Raw genomic sequence first — 17856 nt, forward strand, 5'->3', positions numbered from 1 at the left:
CAGTAAAATCTCCGCCACCAGAATCAGTAACAGCGCCACTTCCCAGTTAAGTTTCAGCTTGTTCATTTACGCCACATCCTTTTTCTTACGGGGAAATTGCCGCACGTTTTTAGCTCCGGGCAATGGCGGTACAAAACGGCTGTATTTCTGCGCCCGTTGGTGGCGAGCCAGTGCCTGTCGCAAGCGCCCGTCGAGCACTAAAACGCCGAGCAAAACCAGTCCGGCGATAAAGTCATTCCACCAGGCCGGCAGTTTGAACAGCACTAAGACGGTGTCGATTTGAGTCAGGAAGAACGCGCCGAGGAATGCGCCAATCACGGTTCCGGTGCCGCCGAGCAATGAAATGCCGCCCAGCACACAGGCGGCGATAGCTTTCATCTCCAGCCCGCTACCGGTTTGGTTCGGTACAAAGCCAATCTGTGAAGCGAAGATAATCCCGGCGATGGCCGCCAGCATGCCGTTAAACGTGAACGCCAGCAGACGGGTGCGATTGACCGCAACACCCAACTGGCGCGCAGCGGCGAGGTTATCACCCACCGCGTAGAAATCGCGACCAAAGGCGGTACGCGCTAACATCCAGGCGGCAATAGCCACCACAATCAGTACCAAAAACCCAAGCGGTGAAACCCCAATAGCAACCGGCTCGGAGAGCGCTTTTAGGCTGGCAGGCAGCCCTTCAATCCATTTTCCGCCGGTCCACAGCAGCATGCCGCCACGATAAAGCCCGAGCGTGCCCAGCGTGGCGACAATCGCCGGAATGCGCAGCCACACCACCAGCACCCCGTTAAAAAACCCTGCAATTGCGCCAATCAGCAATGCAAATAGCATCGCCGCTGGCAGGCCGTAACCGCTGTTAAGCGCAACCCCTACCGCGATGGCGCACAAGCCGACGGTTGATCCCACCGAAACGTCGATGTTGCGCGTTAGCATCACCATCGTCGCGCCCACCGCCAACAGGATCAGGATCTGCGCACTGGTGAAGATCATGCTTAACGTTTGCAAGCTGAAATAGCTGTGATTCAGCGCCACCAGCACGGCAAACAGGGCGACGATCGCCAGCAGTGCGCTCAATTCGCGGTTACGGAGCAATTTCTTCATGCTTTACCTCCGCCAAACGCCATGCTCATCATGCTTTCGACCGTGATCGAAGGTTTGCGTAATTCGCCGTTCATCGCGCCCTGATGCATCACCAGTACGCGATCCGCAAGCCCACTGAACTCGTCAAGATCGGATGAGATCATCAGCACCGCGACGTTTTGCGCCGCGACACTTTTGATCAGTTGATAAATATCCGCCCGCGCTGCTACATCCACGCCGCGCGTCGGCTCGTCGATGATCAGCAATAACGGGTTGGCTTCCAGGCAGCGCGCCAGCAGGACTTTCTGCTGATTACCGCCGGACAACGTGCGCACAGTTTGCTCGGCATTATTGAGTTTGATGCCCAGCGCCCGGTGGTAGCGTTCCACTACCGCTGCTTCCCGCTTGCTTTGCTGCCAGACACTCGCCTCATTGAGCGCGACGGTGTTCCAGCGAATCGGCGCATCCAGAAAAAGACCGGAAACTTGCCGATCTTCCGGCAGATAAATCAGCCCACGATCGAGGCGTGATTTCGTCCGGTCGCCGCTAATTTCCCGGTTCTCCAGATAGATCCGGCCTCCACGCACCGGGCGCAGGCCATACAACGTTTCAGCTAACTCGGTGCGCCCGGATCCGACCAGCCCGGCAAGGCCGACGATCTCACCGGCGTACAGCTCAAAACTGAGATCGATAAAACCTTCTCCGGTGAGTTCTTCAACGCGCAATACCGGAAAATCCTGCGGCTGCGTGCGGCGGTTTCCCGGCAGCGCCAGCCACAGTTTTTGCGTATCGCTCAGCGTATGCTTGCGGTCGAGTGGCGTCATGGCATTGATTAACTGCTCATCCAGCAGTTGTGCGGTTTCGCCCTGTAGCACCACCGCGCCGTCGCGCATCACCGAGATATGGCTGGCGATCTGGCGGATCTCCGGCAATTTGTGCGAGATAAAAACAATGCCGACGCCGAGGTTTTGTAGCGCGCGGATCTGGCGGAACAAGCGTTCGGTTTCACCTGGTGTGAGAGAGGCGGTCGGTTCATCAAGGATCAAGATCTTCGCCTCGCGCATTAAACCGCGCAGGATCTCAACCATCTGTTGATCGGCCACTTCTAACGTGCTGGCAGTGGCACCGAGCGGGATCTGGCACTCAAGCTGGCGCATTTTCTCTTGCAGCCGTTTTTCAATGTCACTTTGCCGCGGCAGACGAAAAAGAATGTTTTCACGTACCGTCAAATTGGGGAACAACATCGGTTCCTGCGGCACCAGGTAAATACCCAGCTCATGCGCTTGACCCGGTTTAAGCCGCCCAAATGCTTTACCGTGCACCTTCAGTTCACCGCTATCCGCGGTTTCGACCCCGGCGAAAATCTTCATCAGCGTCGACTTACCGGCACCATTCCCGCCCAGCAATGCGTGGACCTGCCCGGCATACAGAGCAAAATCAATCGCTTTCAGAACGCTGACGCCTGAAAATTGTTTGCTGATGTGATGAGCTTCCAGCATTGCGGTGGTGTTGGGCATCGGCACTCCACAATTGAACAAAAGAGAAATTGAATTAATAATGTTCAAAAGCGTAGACGCAGGGTTATCTTTACAACCGGACTGGGATCACAAAATTTTTAAATAGATCGGCTAAACCCCTGGTATCAGAAAATGATCTTTTTGCCGTGTGCTTCACATTTTCTTGCCCCGCATCTTCGAACATATGATCTAAATTTTAAGAAGAGTTCAAATATGAGCGATAAACGAACAGCAGAAGAAGGCAAACTAGCCGCCTTGCCGATGGCAGAAGAGGAGTTGTTGGCGCGTGTAGCCTGGTCTTACTACCACGACGGGCTGACGCAGAACGACATTGGCGAGCGCCTCGGCTTACCGCGGTTAAAGATTTCACGACTCTTGGAAAAAGGCCGTCAATCTGGCGTGATTCGCGTGCAGATTAACTCGCGTTTTGAAGGGTGCCTGGCGCTGGAAACTCAGTTGCAGCAGCGTTTCGGTCTCAAAATCGCCCGAGTGCTTCCGGCGCATAACACGCCGCCGATGAACACCCGCTTGGGGATTGGCGCGGCACAATCGCTGATGGGCATTCTGGAGCCAGGGCAATTACTGGCGGTGGGATTTGGCGAAGCGACCATGAACTGCCTGCAACATTTGAGCGGCTTTATCAGCTCGCAGCAGATTCGCCTGGTGACGCTTTCCGGCGGTGTCGGGCCTTATATGACCGGCATCGGCCAGTTAGATGCGGCTTGCAGTGTCAGCATGATCCCGGCACCGCTGCGGGTATCATCGCCACAAGTGGCCGAGATTTTGCGCATGGAATCCAGCGTGCGCGATGTGATTCTTGCGGCTACCGCCGCCGATGTCGCGGTGGTCGGGATTGGGGCGATTAATCAAAAGCGCGATGCCACCATTTTGCGCTCCGGTTATATCAGCGAAGGCGAACAACTGATGTACGCCCGCAAAGGCGCGGTGGGCGATATTCTTGGCTATTTCCTGCAAGCGGATGGCGAACGGGTGGAAGGACTGGAAATTCACCGCGAACTACTTGGCGTGACGCTTGATGACCTGGCGCATCTCCCGACGATTGTGGGTGTTGCGGGCGGGACAGACAAAGCGGACGCGATTTATGCCGCACTGCTAGGCCAGCATATCAATGGCCTGGTGACGGAAGAAGAGACTGCGCGGGCGGTACTGGCGTTGGCGGATTAAACCTGATTCGTCGCCAGCCGCGCTCATAAGAGGAATGGCGATGAGTTATTTACTTGCACTGGACGCCGGAACGGGCAGCATCCGCGCCGTGATCTTCGATACTTCAGGCCACCAGATTGCCGTCGGCCAGGCCGAATGGAAACACCTGAGCGTGGCCGATGTCCCCGGCTCGATGGAGTTTGACCTCATCACCAACTGGCAGCTCGCCTGCCAGTGCATCCGTGATGCACTGCAAAAAGCCCACCTTCCCCCTGGTGCTATCAGCGCAATTTCCTGCTGTTCGATGCGTGAAGGGATCGTGCTTTACGATAAAAATGGCACACCTATCTGGGCCTGTGCCAACGTTGATGCCCGTGCCAGCCGTGAAGTCTCCGAGCTAAAGGAGATCCACGACTATCAGTTTGAATCCGAGGTTTACCACGTTTCCGGTCAGACGCTGGCGTTAAGCGCCATGCCGCGTCTGCTGTGGCTTGCACATCATCGCCCGGATATTTATCGCCAGGCGGCGACCGTGACGATGATCAGCGACTGGCTGGCGGCCAAACTCAGCGGTGAGCTGGCGGTTGACCCTTCCAACGCAGGAACTACCGGTATGCTGGATTTAGCCACCCGCGACTGGCAGCCCGCATTGCTGGATATGGCGGGGCTGCGCGCGGATATTCTCTCTCCGGTAAAAGAAACCGGCAGCGTGCTGGGAGCCGTGACCCAGCAAGCCGCACAGCAGAGTGGTTTGCTGGCTGGAACCCCCGTGGTGATGGGCGGCGGCGATGTGCAACTGGGTTGCCTCGGGCTTGGCGTGGTGCGCGCCGGGCAAGCGGCAGTGCTGGGTGGCACCTTCTGGCAACAGGTAGTGAATCTGCCAGCGATCAAAACCGATCCGGATATGAACATTCGTATCAATCCACATGTTATCGCCAATATGGTACAGGCCGAATCCATCAGCTTTTTTACCGGCCTGACGATGCGCTGGTTCCGGGATGCCTTCTGCGCGGAAGAAAAACTGCTGGCCGAAAGGCTTGGCGTGGATACTTACGCTTTGCTCGAGGAGATGGCAGCGCGTGTTCCGGCGGGGTCGCACGGTGTGATGCCGATTTTCTCCGACGCGATGCACTTCAAGCAGTGGTATCACGCAGCGCCGTCGTTTATTAACCTCTCCATCGACCCCGAAAAGTGCAACAAAGCGACATTATTCAGAGCACTGGAAGAGAATGCAGCGATCGTGTCGGCCTGCAATCTTGAGCAAATTTCCGGGTTTTCGGGCATTCAGTTTGAGTCGCTGGTGTTTGCCGGTGGCGGCTCAAAAGGCGCGTTGTGGAGCCAGATTTTAAGTGATGTGACGGGCCTACCGGTGCGTGTTCCGGTTGTCAAAGAAGCGACAGCATTGGGTTGTGCAATAGCCGCAGGCGTCGGTGTCGGGTTGTTTAATAATATGGCTGATGCAGGCGAGCGCCTGGTGCAATGGCAGCGTGAATTTACACCTAATCAGGCACATCGCGGGTTGTATGACGAGATGAAACGCAAATGGATGAAAGTTTATGCCGACCAGTTAACGCTGGTTGATAGTGGTTTGACGACGTCGATGTGGCAGGCTCCTGGCCTGGTGATGCCACCCTCACCCCGGCCCTCTCCCTGAGGGCTCACAACTTGCTCTGGCAATCTTGTCAGGGTCAGATCTGCAAGCCTCGCTGATTTTCCGTTCACCCGTGCGTTCAGCTATCTCTTTAATTCCCGAAAACGGTGAACGTATCAAGGGGTTAACGCCAACCCCTTGATAATCCAGGCGCCCGGCAAATCAATCGCCGCTAAAGCGGTAAACACCGTTTTTCACCCAACATTCGAGGTCGTTCGCGATTCGTTCCCGACGATCGCTCTCTCACGTGGCTCCCGGCCACGTGACCCCGACTGAAGGGTAAAAACGGCGCGATTGAAGCCGGGGACAAGGTCAAAACCGCTCTGGCTTTTGACTTTGACTTTCGGGTCCGGCTTAAATCGCCCGGTGAACGAAACCTTCTCCCAATCAGCAGGAACCGTCCTTCAAAGATGTGACTAAGAGACAGCTCTTGGGGGATAGGATGAGGGCAAGCTAACTCACATTAGAAATAATATTTAAATCTCACACGCCCGCCATAGCGGGTATTGTCGTCGCCATCGCTGCCGTCATTATCAGCGCTAACCCACGACACATAAGTCCCGAGATAAATATTAAAGTTCTTCATGCCCATCACGTTCGGGAATTGATACGAAGTATGGATGGTGTGAATATCGTAAGTCCCCGCATTGGTTATCCAGCAGTCGTCTTCACAGGTATCCATCGCCGAGTTGACATCAAACTTATCAATGTCGTTGTGGGCATAGATATAACCTAGCTCGAAACGCTGCCACAGTGCGTTGACACCCGCAGTGAAGTCAGTTTCATCGGCGGCGTCAAGGTAGGCAGTATTGAAGTTGGCAACGATGCCGTTATCCGGGTCGCTTTTCAGTCCGTTCCACGTCATGGTTAAGCCATAACCGGTGCGGCTCGATTGATCCACCATTTGGCCATTGGCATCTTTGTAACCGTATGCGTTATCCACCACCTGCGCTTCCATCGCAGCAGCAACTGAGAATTCATCTTGCGACCAGGAAATCACCGGACGCAGATAAGCAACATTTTTGTCTTTGGTCAGTTCATTGCCATGATAAGACTTGTCTTGATACAGCGAAGTGCCATCTTCCAGCAGGGTATTGAATTCGAAATACCAGTTGTCGATGGTTTTACTCATCAGGAAGCTACCACCGGAATCACTACGCCCGCGCCCTTCTTTCATCATATAGATGTAGCCAAAGCCATCGCCGTACAAATCGTTGGCGGTATTACCGGAATACTCAACAAAAGTATCCTGATTCAGCGGGAACATATCGTAGGCTTCGAAGCGCCCGACTTTTATTTTCCAGTCGTTCTCTTGCCCAAAGAAAAATACCGCATCATCAAGATTCATATCACCGCTTAAATCCGCTAACGGCTGTGCTGAGAAACCGGCAAATTGGCCATTTTCCATGCGGCGATAACCATCAAAGCCCAATAATAAACGACCATTAATATCCCAACGTTCGTTATTGCCATCAGCCCAATTAGTATTGGCACTACGGCGTACAGATGTCAGGCCATTACTGCGACTGGCGGCATCCATATTAAATTCTACGTCGCCATAAATTTTTAAATCGCCATATCCGGTTAAAGATAATTTCGGTGATTGGTTATCAGCTTTATCATTAACAGATTGTTCGCTCACCACTTGAACCGGTGCCGTAGTCTGAGCGGATTTAGGGGTGGTTTTAATCTGTTGGATTTCGGCTTCCGCAGTGGCAGCACGCTGTTCGGCAGCGATTAGACGTTGCTCTAATTGATTCAGACGTTGTTCCAAATCGCTACTCGTTGATTTATTCGCTGCTAATGCACCAGTAGAAATCGTCAGGCCGATAAATAAAGCCAAAGCTTTTCTTTTCATAATCACCTATATCCTTATATAGTTCATGAAACATTTATGAGAACAATTAATTGGGTGTGACTTATTACGTAATGCAAACAACACAGAATAATTACCATGAATGCAATTCGTATTTATATTGATAAACTAAATGCTTTGCTGCTGTGAATTAAAGCAATTTCTTTTTATCATCTTATTATTTATTAAGGGGCAACCAATGGTTAATTTGCGAGGTAAATCCCATAAAGATTTTTAGCTATTAGTAACACCTGTACTTCACAATCACTGGTGCCACAAAATAACAACACTGTATTATCATTTTTTAGTAGTAATCCCCCAGGAAATATCACATCACTTAAATCTCTACGTTTTGCCTCTCCGGCCAGAAAATCATTCCGTTCAGCCATAATTCTGATTGGCGAACTTTGCCGCTGAGACACATCAAAACTAAAAGCTGCGGCGTAGTAATGGCGATTCCCTTGCTCATCGAAACAGGCAACATGCGCCAGTACCTCAACGCAGTTTGGTGCACTGAGCCACGCTTCGTTCACTCCGCACCACGACAACGCATCAACATGTTCCAGCAATTGCGCCTGTTCAATAACCTCCGGTGTAAGCTCTTCAAGCGTGTGGATAATTTTCCAGCCAATTTTGCCGCGCCCACCCAACGCACCTTGAGGACGGGTAAACAGCAGAATGCGCCCATCTTCTAAATCAACCAGCCGAATGTCTTTCATGCCCGGCGGACCATCGGCAAAATGACGCAACGAAGCGAGATCTTTACCGCGCCAAAAACGCGTTTTCCAGATCAGGGTCCGATCGCCAGGTGATGTGAAAGCCACTTCAACACCACCGAAAACCATCTCTCCGCCGACCTGGCAAATAAACGGATCCTGCAAATCAAAAACTGGCGCATCTTCCAGTAAATAAGCCGATTTAAAATTTTCCAGACGGAAAAAACGCACCTGTGACAACTCACTTTCGCGAGCTTCAACACGCGCCGCCATTATCCATTGTTGTTGGTATCGGAACGGCTTCGTCGGGTTGTAAACATCAAACCCCGCCACGCCATGGAACTCTATTTTATGACACGCAAGACGGTAGGGACGGCGCTGGCGATAAGCCGCCAGCAGCGCGTTAACAGTGGGATTTTTCTTCATTCATGCCAGCCGTAAATGTTGCCAGAGTTCAGTCAATGGCAGCGTTGCCAGCGCCATACATTCATCCGCCGCGCCATACCAGACGTGCAGCGTGTCGTGCTTAATCAGCGCGCCGCAAGTAAACACCACATTGCCGAAGAACCCTTCGCGCTCATAAATTGCCTCAGGTTGCAGCAACGGAACCGGTGATTTTGCGAGGATCTTCGTCGGGTCGTTAAGATCAAGCAGCAGTGCGCCGAGGCAATAACGTTGGCTGGCATCAACACCGTGATAAATCGCCAGCCAGCCGCGATCTGTTTTCAGTAATGGGGCACCACCACCCGATTTACGGGCATCCCAAATATCCCCGGAAGCACCCAGTAAATGCCGATGATTACCCCAATGCAGAAGATCCGGTGATTCACTTAACCAGATTTCCGGCTTACCAAAGTGTTTCGGTGCCGGGCGGGTTAAGGCATAAAACTTGCCGTGAATTTTCTCAGGGAAGAAGCAAACATCACGGTTGTCCGGGCAGAAAATGACGCTCTGCTTTTCAACAGTCCGGAAGTCACGCGTCACCGCTAATGCGGTCGAGATGCCGTAACACGACACCGCTGAATAGTTGATATACCAGACACCGTCGATTTCCGTGATGCGCGGATCTTCGCAGCCAAACTGCTCATATTGATTATCCGGGAAGATAAACGGCTCACTATCAATAACGAATTCAATGCCATTACGGCTACGTGCTAACCGCAGATGGGACATCGAGGTTAAATAGACTTCGTCCGGCTGATCGATATTCACGATAGTGCGCGGGTCACTGTAGTCAAAACGTGGATCATTACGGTCAAAGATGCGTGTCGTACAAACCCATTTATCGCCCTGCTGTTCCAGTAAAGGCACATGGATTGTCTGCGGCGAATCACTAATTACGCTCTCGGCTACACGCAGTAGAAGAATAATTTCGCCGTTGAATTCAGTGACTCCAGCGTTGAAAACACACTCTACTTTCATTGACGGGTGCGATGGCTTGATATCTGCCGGTGTGATCAACGGGTTTTTGCTATTCCTTTCCATGAACTGTCCTCTTAATAACAATATGATTTTTTCCGAGCACTGGCGCATCTTCGCCATACAACAGTTCCCCGGCGATTTCCCGGCCGGGGTTGCTGATTTCCATGCCAAAATTAATCGCCACCATCACCGTTTCGTCACCAAAGCGGCGGGCAAACCACAGGCATTGTTGAATGCATTCCAGAAACTGATATTCGCCATGCTGCAATGCCGGTGACTGATTACGCAGCAAGATAAGCTTTTGATAAGCATGAAAGATAGAATCTGGGTCGTCCTGCATCGCCCGCGCATTCACCTCGGGATAATTAGCGTTAACGGGTATCCATGGCGGGCATGATGAAAACCCGGCGTGCGGCGTATTCCGCCACTGACATGGAGAACGCGAACCATCGCGCGAATGTTGAATCGCCTGCACTAATGCCTGGCCTGGAGGTAGTCCGTCGGCCAGCGCGGAGTGGTAATGCGTGCGCCCCTGAATGTCATAAATTTGTTCCAGAGATTCAGGCACATAATCGGTCATACCATTCTCTTCGCCCTGGAAAATAAACGGCACGCCACGGGCGGTGATTTGCAGCGCCATCACAGCAATGGCGCGTGCAGTATCTCGCTCTGACTCACCAAACCGGCTGATCATTCGCGGCATATCGTGGCTTGAGAAAAACAGCGTCGGGACACCCGTTAACTGTTTTTCCATCGCCGTCAGTTGCTGATAAATCGCGGTGGCGGAAAAGGTTTTCTGGCTGCCGAGATTAAAGTTAAACACCACATCCAACAATTCGGGGCGCTGATAACGTTGCAGCACATCGAGGTCTTCGCTGCCCACTTCACCCACCAGAAAGTAGTCGCCTTGTTGACGGACATGGCGACATAAGCGCGCCAGTACCGCGCATAAACCAGGCTGATTAATATCGTTGAGGTGCTGCTGCTCACCTTCGCTTTGCGGGTTATCCGCCGTGATGCCGTCGGTGGTGAGGAAATTGATCACATCAAAACGGAAGCCATCAACGCCCTGCACTATCCAGAAATCGAGCATCTGCAAAATTTCCTGCTCGACGCGCGGATTGCGCCAGTTGAGATCCACCTGCTGCGGGGAAAATTTATGGAAGTAATACTGGCCGGTATCCGGCTCTTTGCTCCATGCCGGGCCAGAAAAGAATGATTGCCAATTATTGGGGGCGTCACTAAACAGAAAGAAATTACGCCACGGGCTGGCAGGATTGTTCCAGGCATCCTGAAACCACGGATGCAAAGACGAGACATGGTTAATCACCACATCAATAATCACTTTCATGCCCCGTTGATGGCACGCTTGCAGTACGGCGCTGAACGCCGCCATATCACCAAAACGCGGGTCTACAGCGCAGTAATCGCTGATGTCGTAGCCGTTATCGACCAGTGGCGAAGGGTAAAAAGGCGTTATCCACAGTCCTTTCACGCCAAGGCTTGCGAGGTAGTCTATTTTTTCCAGTAAGCCGTAAAAATCACCTAATCCATCATTATTACCGTCACGAAATGACGGTAAATAGACTTGATAAAAAACTGTCTCATTCCACCAATGGGAATTATCCATCTCCAGATCCCTATTATTTTAATGACAGCGACATTCCCTGCAGGAAATATTTACGGAACAAGATAAAGAGAATAACCACTGGCAACGTTTGCACTACGGCACCAGCCATCACCGGCCCGAGATAAACGCCATACGATTTGCTGAACGTTGCCAGCAATACTGAGAACGGCATTTTTTCCGCTTCACGCATCACGATCAACGGCCAGAGGAAATTGTCCCAGGCACTGGAAAATGTGAATAGCGCGACGATAGCTAGAATCGATTTATTCAGCGGCATCATCACATGGCGCAATATTCCCCACAGGCTGGCGTGGTCGAGTTTCGCAGCATAAATATAATCATTAGGCGTGCCTTTAAAACTTTGTGACACCATAAAGATGCCCCATGCGCTCATCATAAAAGGCAGGATCATCGCGCTGTAACTGTTGATTAAACCCAGCTCACGCATCAGGACAAACTGCGGAATAATGAACATGAACGCCGGGAAAACCATTTGCAGGATCAGCAGGTTTTTAAAGGCTTTCTGCCCACGAAACTGCATTTTTGCCACCGCATAACCCACAAGCGTGGAGGTGAGCGTCACGCTGGCGGTAATGGTGACGGCGATAAACAGCGAGTTAAATAAGGTACGCAAAAAGGGTTTATCCGCTCTGGCACTATTATCAAACAAGAACGTATAGTTATCGAGTGACAAGCGCCCATCAAATAACCCCGTGGTGTAGATTTGCGCAGTATCTTTAAAGGATGCGATAACCATCCAGATAAAGGGATATAGCCAACTTATGGCGAGGATAAGCATCAGTGCATGAATCAAAAAATTCAGGGGGTTTATTTTTTTCATCACACTATCTCAATATTTTTTTCAAACAGGCGACGTAATATCCAAATTAAAGCAAAGCTACAGAGAGCCACGATAATTGACATAGTGGCAGCCCAACTCGGTTTCATGTTCTGGAATGCAACTTCGTACATCACTACCATCGGTGTTGTGGTGCTATTTAATGGGCCTCCGCCGGTAATAAGATACGGCTCGGTAAAGATGCCAAACGCAACAGTAATCGCCAGAACCAACACCATAATAATTTGTGCGTTCATCATCGGGAGCGTTACCGCGTAAAGCTGTTTGAAAGCACCGGTTTTATCGAGTGTAGCGGCACTATAAATATCTTTTGGAATGGCCATCATGCCGGAATATAAAATCAGGCCGTAATAACCGACAAATTTCCAGGTCACAATTAGAGCAATGGATAACATCGCGCAGTCCGGGTTAGTAAACCAGGGAATGGCAAAACCAAACCATTCTCGCAGGAGGTTATTGATTGGCCCATATTCGCTAAACAGTTTTGAAAAAACGATGGAGTAAGCGACACCGGATGAGACATTTGCCAGCAAAAAACTCAGGGCAATAAATCCCTTTCCATATTTAATACGTTTTAATCCGGCAGCAAAAAGTAATGAAGCAACTAAAACTATTGGAATGTAATACAGCAAAAAGCGCAGCACGTTGAGCATGGATGTCCAAAACAGTTCATCCTGCATTACGCCGATAAAGTTATACAGGCCGTTGAAGCGTGGAGTGCCAATAAACTGCCACTGCGTCACACTTAATATCACCAGCCAGGCAAACGGATAAAACCAAAACAACACGGAATATCCGAGCCACGAGGAGGCTAATAAACCTCCTAATGAAGCGTCGCTTATGCGAATTCTACGCATCGTGATTATTGCCCGAGCAGCTTGTCAGTTTCGGCGGCTGACTGATTCAGCGCGTCAATTGGCGTGGCACCGGAGAAAATAGTGCGCTCAATCATTTGCGTCATGCTGCGCTGAATTTCGCTGGTTTTGGTGGTCGCCGCAGGCGGCTGCGCATTCGCAACAAATGCCGCAATCTGCTTTTCGACTGGGCTTTGATCAAGATAACCGGTAAACAGACTGTTGGTGAGTAAGTCTTCACGCGCTGGTGGCATCCCGGTTAATTTAAGCCATTTCAGATCATGTTCCGGCGCGCTGAACACCCATTGAATAAACTCCCAGGCTTCGGTTTGATGTTTGCTGCTTTTAAACATCACTAAACCTTTGCTGTCTGCCAGGGTGTGAGGCTGAGGGTGCCCATCAGCGGTGACCATCGGGCCTATCTGGATACTTTCAAGAATGGTTGGGTATTGCTTGCGATAACGGGCGATATCCCATGGGCCACGCACCGATGCCATCACTTGCCCGGTGGCGAGCGGGTCGTCTGCAGCCGTGAAATCGTAGCTGCTCCATTTATTGGCAAATATTTTCGCCATAAACGTCAGCACGGTTTCCCCCTGCGCATTATTGTATTGAGCTTTATTCTCGGCGATATAAGCCTGGCCATTGGTTTGCGCGTAATACAACGGGATAAAATCAAACCAGCGATCCCACCAGTTTTTACCCGCGGTAAGCTGTACGGCATAACCTGATTTGTCATCAGCACGGCGTTGGGAAAGGGTGTAAATATCCTGATAGGTGGTTGGAACCTTGTCGTAGCCATATTGCTTTAATAAATCCATGCGCCACCAATAAACAATCGGATTGATATAAATTGGCAGGACATTTGTCTGGCCTTTAATCTCCCAGGCCGGAACAATTTCCCCCATTGTTCGATGTTCAATGAGCTGCGGGTAGTTGGGCAATTTGGCTAAATCAATTAGCTGATCCATTTCATTTAGCTGGCTGGCGAAACCAATAAATATATTGCTGGTAATATCAGGTTCAGTTCCCGAAGCCAGCGCATTCATAATCGCTTCTTCCGAGCTACTGGCTGCGGGAATAGTCGTAAATTCTACTTTGCGATGCTGGGGTGAACTATTCCATTCTGTGACCATTGCATTCCAGAATGCTTCTTCATTTTCATTCGGCGCAACCCACATTTTTATCGGTGTCGCATCGGATTGTGCCGTCTTTTCATCACCCTTGTCACAACCGGAAATAACGGTTGCCAACAGAATAGACGCAGTCCATTTAGCCAGTGTCGAGACTTTCACTAGAATTCTCCTTAGAAACCATAAGCACCCAATCTATTTTTACGCTAACACCAGGAAATTATGTTTAACGTTAAACCGATCACACAATCACTTTTGTTTAACGTTAAACTTATGGCAAAGTAAAGACATCCAAATATCAAAATGATGAAGCATTGATAAAATGAATAGCAAAACAAAAGTCACTACTAAATCAATCGCTAAAGCGCTGGGCATCTCACATACCACCGTTTCTAATGCATGGAATAACCCGGACAAACTGTCCGATGAACTGCGCAAACAAATTCTTGAGTATGCCGCTTCCTGCGGTTTTCAGGGCCCGGACAGACTGGGTCGCGCCTTGCGTACCGGCAAGTCAGACACCATTGGGGTGATTTTTAACGATTCGATGAGTTACGTGTTTATTGATAATCACGATTTGAATTTGATGAAAGGCATTGCCACTCAGTGCGAAAATCACGATGTGAACCTGGTTCTGATTCCATTAAAAAATAGCCAGAATGTAAAAGTGAAAAGCCTGAATACTCTGGTGGATGGTTATATTCTTAACGCCACGCACAATAGCGACGAAATCATTCAACAGGCGTTGGCAAAAAACATTCCCGTGGTAACCATAGATTTTTCACTCCCCGGCTACAGCAGTGTTTCGATTAATAACCAAAAAGCGATGAGTGAGATTTGTGAATATTTGCTTAAAAAAGGCCATCGCAAATTTGGCATAATATCGTTCCCTTCGGCTAAATCCGCATCAGGTCTGCGTTCGCTCGAACACATTGTCAGTGGGGATAACACTTTGATGCTGACACGTGTTAATGCCTGCCGTGAAACATTATCCGCACATGAAATTAATCTCAGTGACTGTTGGCTATATGAAACACTGCATGATGAAGAACATGGTGCAAAAGCTGCGAAAACCCTATTAAGCGAACATCCTGAGATTACTGCGATTATCTGCTTATCTGACCGCTTTGCTGCCGGAGCGGTAAATTATTGTGTGGGAAATCACATTGCGGTTCCACAAAAAGTCGCTATTACCGGCTTCGATAATATTCCGGTGAATTCTTCGGGGGTTCGCCTGACGACGATTTCTCAACATGCCGAAGATAAAGGGAAAACTGCTGTAAAATTGTTGTTAGAAGAAAATAATAAAATCCATTACGAACTGGATTACCAATTTATTGAGGGAGAGTCAACGTGACGCTCCTGCTGGAACAGGTTGATTTATGGACGAATTACAGTGTTTCAAAACCTATGATATTCGCGGTGAAGTGGATGTCACCATTAATTGCGATATTGTTCAACGCATTGCACATGCCGTCGCAACCTGGCTCAAGCCAAAACAAATGGTTATTGGCTGCGACAGTCGCCTGACTTCACAAGAATATAAACAGACGCTGGCACAAGGGTTAATTAATAGCGGTGTCGATGTGATTGATATCGGCATGGTCGGCACCGAAGAAGTTTATTTCGCCACCCGGCTGTTAAACGCCGACGGCGGAATACAAATCACCGCCAGCCATAATCCGGCCAATTATAACGGCATGAAAATTGTCCGTGAGCAGGCGCGCCCGGTGAGCAATGATAACGGACTGCTGCAAATCAAAGCGCTGGCCGAGGCAAACCATTTCACTCCTGCCGCGCAGCCGGGAAACTACCAGCGCTGCGACCATCGTCACGCGTGGGTTGAACACCTGATGAGTTACGTCACTACACCGCTATCACGCCCGCTGCGCATTGTGGTGAATGCGGGCAACGGCGCTGCCGGACCCGCGCTCGAGGCCATAGAAAAAGCCCTGCATAAACACAAGGCGGCCGTTGAATTTATTAAGTTATACGCTGAACCAGACGGCCATTTTCCTAATGGGGTGCCGAACCCCATGCTGGAAGAAAACCGCTTCGATACACGCGCCGCAGTGGTGCTGCATAAAGCCGATTTGGGTATCGCCTGGGATGGTGATTTTGACCGCTGCTTTTTCTTCGACAGCCGCGGCGAATTTATCGAAAGCTATTATCTGGTTGGGCTGCTGGCAGCCAGGTTTCTCAAGCAGACCCCGGGGGAGAAAATTATTCATGACCCGCGCCTGATGTGGAACACCCAGCAATTAGTTAACCAGTGCGGTGGTATTGCGATTGAGTCAAAAACGGGACATGCATTTATTAAAGATGCGATGCGCCGGGAAAATGCGATTTACGGTGGCGAAATGAGCGGCCACCACTATTTCCGCTCTTTTGGTTACTGCGATAGCGGCATGATTCCCGCGTTGCTGGTGATGCAATTACTTAATGACGGTCAAAGTTCATTAGCTGAATTAATCACAGAACGTATTGCTCGCTTCCCGGTTTCAGGCGAAATCAATATCTCAGTTTGTGACCCCCTCGTCGTGTTGAAACATATTGAAGAAACATTCTCCGCACAATGTGTGAGCAAATCTGATTGCGATGGATTAAGCATCCAGTTCCCCGAATGGCGCTTTAATTTACGCAGTTCCAATACCGAACCTTTGCTGCGTCTGAATGTTGAAAGCCGCAATGATAAGACGTTGATGGAAGATAAAACGTCAATGTTGTTATTGCTGATTAAATCGCTGTGAGTATTTGCGGAGAAAATAATGACCACGGTTACGCTAAAAAATATTAATAAGCGCTATGAAAAAAACACCATTATCGAAAACCTGTCACTCGATATTCATTCAGGCGAATTTATTGTGCTGGTTGGGCCTTCTGGCTGCGGTAAATCGACGTTACTGCGCATTGTTGCCGGGTTAGAAACTTTGAACAGCGGTTCGATTATTATCGGTGAAAATAACGTGACTGATTTACCCGCGGGCCAGCGCGAACTGTCGATGGTGTTTCAGTCCTACGCGCTTTACCCGCATATGACAGTGCGCGAAAACCTCAGTTTTGGACTGAAAAATGTCAAAACACCCGCGGATGAAATTGCGCGTCGTCTCGAGCAAGCGGCAAAAATGTTGCAGCTTGATGAACTACTCGACCGCCTGCCACAAAACCTTTCAGGCGGCCAACGTCAACGCGTGGCGATTGGGCGTTCTATCGTCCAGCAACCAAAAATATTTCTTTTTGACGAACCACTTTCTAACCTGGATGCGGCATTACGCGTTGAAATGCGTCAGGAAATCAGCCGCCTGCACAGCAATTTGAACAACACAATGATTTACGTGACCCACGATCAGGTCGAAGCGATGACGCTGGCAGACAGAATTGTGGTGCTCTACAAAGGCAAAATTGAACAGGTCGGCACGCCACTTGAGTTGTATAACACGCCAGAAAATTTATTCGTCGCCGAGTTTATTGGTACCCCAAAAATCAATATTTTGCCTGCGGTGTTTCATAACCAATCGTTGGTCATTGCTGACGACATTGTGCTGCCGCTCACTACCCCGCCTCATGCCTTAAATGAAGGGGAAAAAGTGTTTATTGGGATTCGCCCGGAACACCTGCGCCTCAATGAAAGCGCGGATTACCAGTTCAACACTAACGCCCGATTTACTGAGCTTCAGGGGGATTCAACTCTGGTTTATCTCGACTTCGCCAACCAGTCAGTGTGTCTCAAATCCTTCCAGCAGCTAAATTTTGCCAGCGGCACGCCGCTGCAACTGGGTGTCGATGAAAAACATCTTCACCTGTTTGACGCTCTCGGAAAACGCCTGGCGCATTAAATACGGCTGCTGTTGTGTCGGGGGCGCTTCGCTTGCCCGACCTACAGGTTTTGTCGGGAAGCATTTGCTTGCCCGACCCGTTCTTTGAGTTATGTCACAATCATTCGACAACTTCTCCCCATTTGCGCTACATCAAGCTAGA

General features: G+C 50.1%; 14 protein-coding genes. 5 read left to right on the forward strand and 9 right to left on the reverse strand.

Annotation, left to right across the window (positions count from 1 at the left end; all coding sequences use genetic code 11):
* Positions 1 to 66 precede the first annotated feature (66 nt).
* Entirely contained in the window at positions 67 to 1098 is a 1032-nt protein-coding gene (gene lsrC / locus MES37_RS10560; protein WP_064543277.1) for an autoinducer 2 ABC transporter permease LsrC, read from the reverse strand.
* Positions 1095 to 2576 (reverse strand): autoinducer 2 ABC transporter ATP-binding protein LsrA, encoded by a 1482-nt coding sequence (lsrA, locus tag MES37_RS10565; RefSeq protein ID WP_162303071.1) that lies wholly within the window; start codon positions 2574 to 2576, stop codon positions 1095 to 1097. The genes lsrC and lsrA overlap by 4 nt, the downstream gene beginning before the upstream one ends.
* A 231-nt stretch (positions 2577 to 2807) precedes the next feature.
* On the opposite strand from lsrA, the gene lsrR reads away from it, so the two are divergent.
* Complete coding sequence (lsrR, locus tag MES37_RS10570) at positions 2808 to 3779, forward strand: transcriptional regulator LsrR (RefSeq protein ID WP_064543273.1); 972 nt, start codon at positions 2808 to 2810, stop codon at positions 3777 to 3779.
* Positions 3780 to 3819: 40 nt separating this feature from the next.
* Positions 3820 to 5412 (forward strand): autoinducer-2 kinase, encoded by a 1593-nt coding sequence (lsrK, locus tag MES37_RS10575; RefSeq protein ID WP_133522263.1) that lies wholly within the window; start codon positions 3820 to 3822, stop codon positions 5410 to 5412.
* Positions 5413 to 5872: 460 nt separating this feature from the next.
* On the opposite strand, the gene MES37_RS10580 is transcribed toward lsrK, so the two are convergent.
* The 7 genes from MES37_RS10580 to MES37_RS10610 all read right to left on the reverse strand — a co-directional run bounded on the left by MES37_RS10580 (position 5873) and on the right by MES37_RS10610 (position 14040).
* The gene (locus MES37_RS10580; protein WP_237931273.1) at positions 5873 to 7267 is read right to left on the reverse strand and encodes a carbohydrate porin; all 1395 of its coding nucleotides are present in this window, start codon (positions 7265 to 7267) and stop codon (positions 5873 to 5875) included.
* Positions 7268 to 7467: 200 nt separating this feature from the next.
* Positions 7468 to 8406: a DUF1861 family protein gene (locus tag MES37_RS10585; RefSeq protein WP_237931275.1), complete on the reverse strand. Its 939-nt coding sequence runs from the start codon at positions 8404 to 8406 to the stop codon at positions 7468 to 7470.
* The gene (locus tag MES37_RS10590; protein ID WP_064543264.1) at positions 8407 to 9465 is read right to left on the reverse strand and encodes a glycoside hydrolase family 130 protein; all 1059 of its coding nucleotides are present in this window, start codon (positions 9463 to 9465) and stop codon (positions 8407 to 8409) included.
* A complete protein-coding gene (locus tag MES37_RS10595; protein ID WP_237931277.1) occupies positions 9452 to 11032 on the reverse strand; it encodes a glycoside hydrolase family 13 protein in 1581 nt (526 codons plus the stop codon). Before MES37_RS10595 ends, MES37_RS10590 begins: the two co-directional genes overlap by 14 nt.
* Positions 11033 to 11045: 13 nt before the next feature.
* Positions 11046 to 11876 carry a carbohydrate ABC transporter permease gene (locus MES37_RS10600; RefSeq protein ID WP_237931279.1) on the reverse strand — a complete coding sequence of 277 codons (831 nt, stop codon included), beginning with the start codon at positions 11874 to 11876 and terminating at the stop codon, positions 11046 to 11048.
* Positions 11873 to 12748, reverse strand: coding sequence for a carbohydrate ABC transporter permease (locus MES37_RS10605; RefSeq protein ID WP_237931281.1), 876 nt, complete (start codon positions 12746 to 12748; stop codon positions 11873 to 11875). Before MES37_RS10605 ends, MES37_RS10600 begins: the two co-directional genes overlap by 4 nt.
* Positions 12749 to 12753: 5 nt before the next feature.
* Entirely contained in the window at positions 12754 to 14040 is a 1287-nt protein-coding gene (locus MES37_RS10610) for an ABC transporter substrate-binding protein (protein ID WP_237931303.1), read from the reverse strand.
* 160 nt (positions 14041 to 14200) lie between these two features.
* Between MES37_RS10610 and MES37_RS10615 the strand changes: the two genes are divergently transcribed.
* The 3 genes from MES37_RS10615 to MES37_RS10625 are packed head-to-tail and all read left to right on the forward strand — an operon-like array spanning position 14201 to position 17714.
* Complete coding sequence (locus tag MES37_RS10615; RefSeq protein WP_237931305.1) at positions 14201 to 15235, forward strand: LacI family DNA-binding transcriptional regulator; 1035 nt, start codon at positions 14201 to 14203, stop codon at positions 15233 to 15235.
* A 25-nt stretch (positions 15236 to 15260) separates the two neighbouring features.
* Entirely contained in the window at positions 15261 to 16628 is a 1368-nt protein-coding gene (locus MES37_RS10620) for a phosphomannomutase CpsG (protein ID WP_237931319.1), read from the forward strand.
* An 18-nt stretch (positions 16629 to 16646) separates the two neighbouring features.
* The gene (locus MES37_RS10625; RefSeq protein WP_237931320.1) at positions 16647 to 17714 is read left to right on the forward strand and encodes an ABC transporter ATP-binding protein; all 1068 of its coding nucleotides are present in this window, start codon (positions 16647 to 16649) and stop codon (positions 17712 to 17714) included.
* The last annotated feature ends 142 nt before the right edge of the window (positions 17715 to 17856 follow it).

The sequence above is a fragment of the Buttiauxella sp. S19-1 genome, assembly GCF_022134725.1.
GTDB lineage: Bacteria > Pseudomonadota > Gammaproteobacteria > Enterobacterales > Enterobacteriaceae > Buttiauxella > Buttiauxella ferragutiae.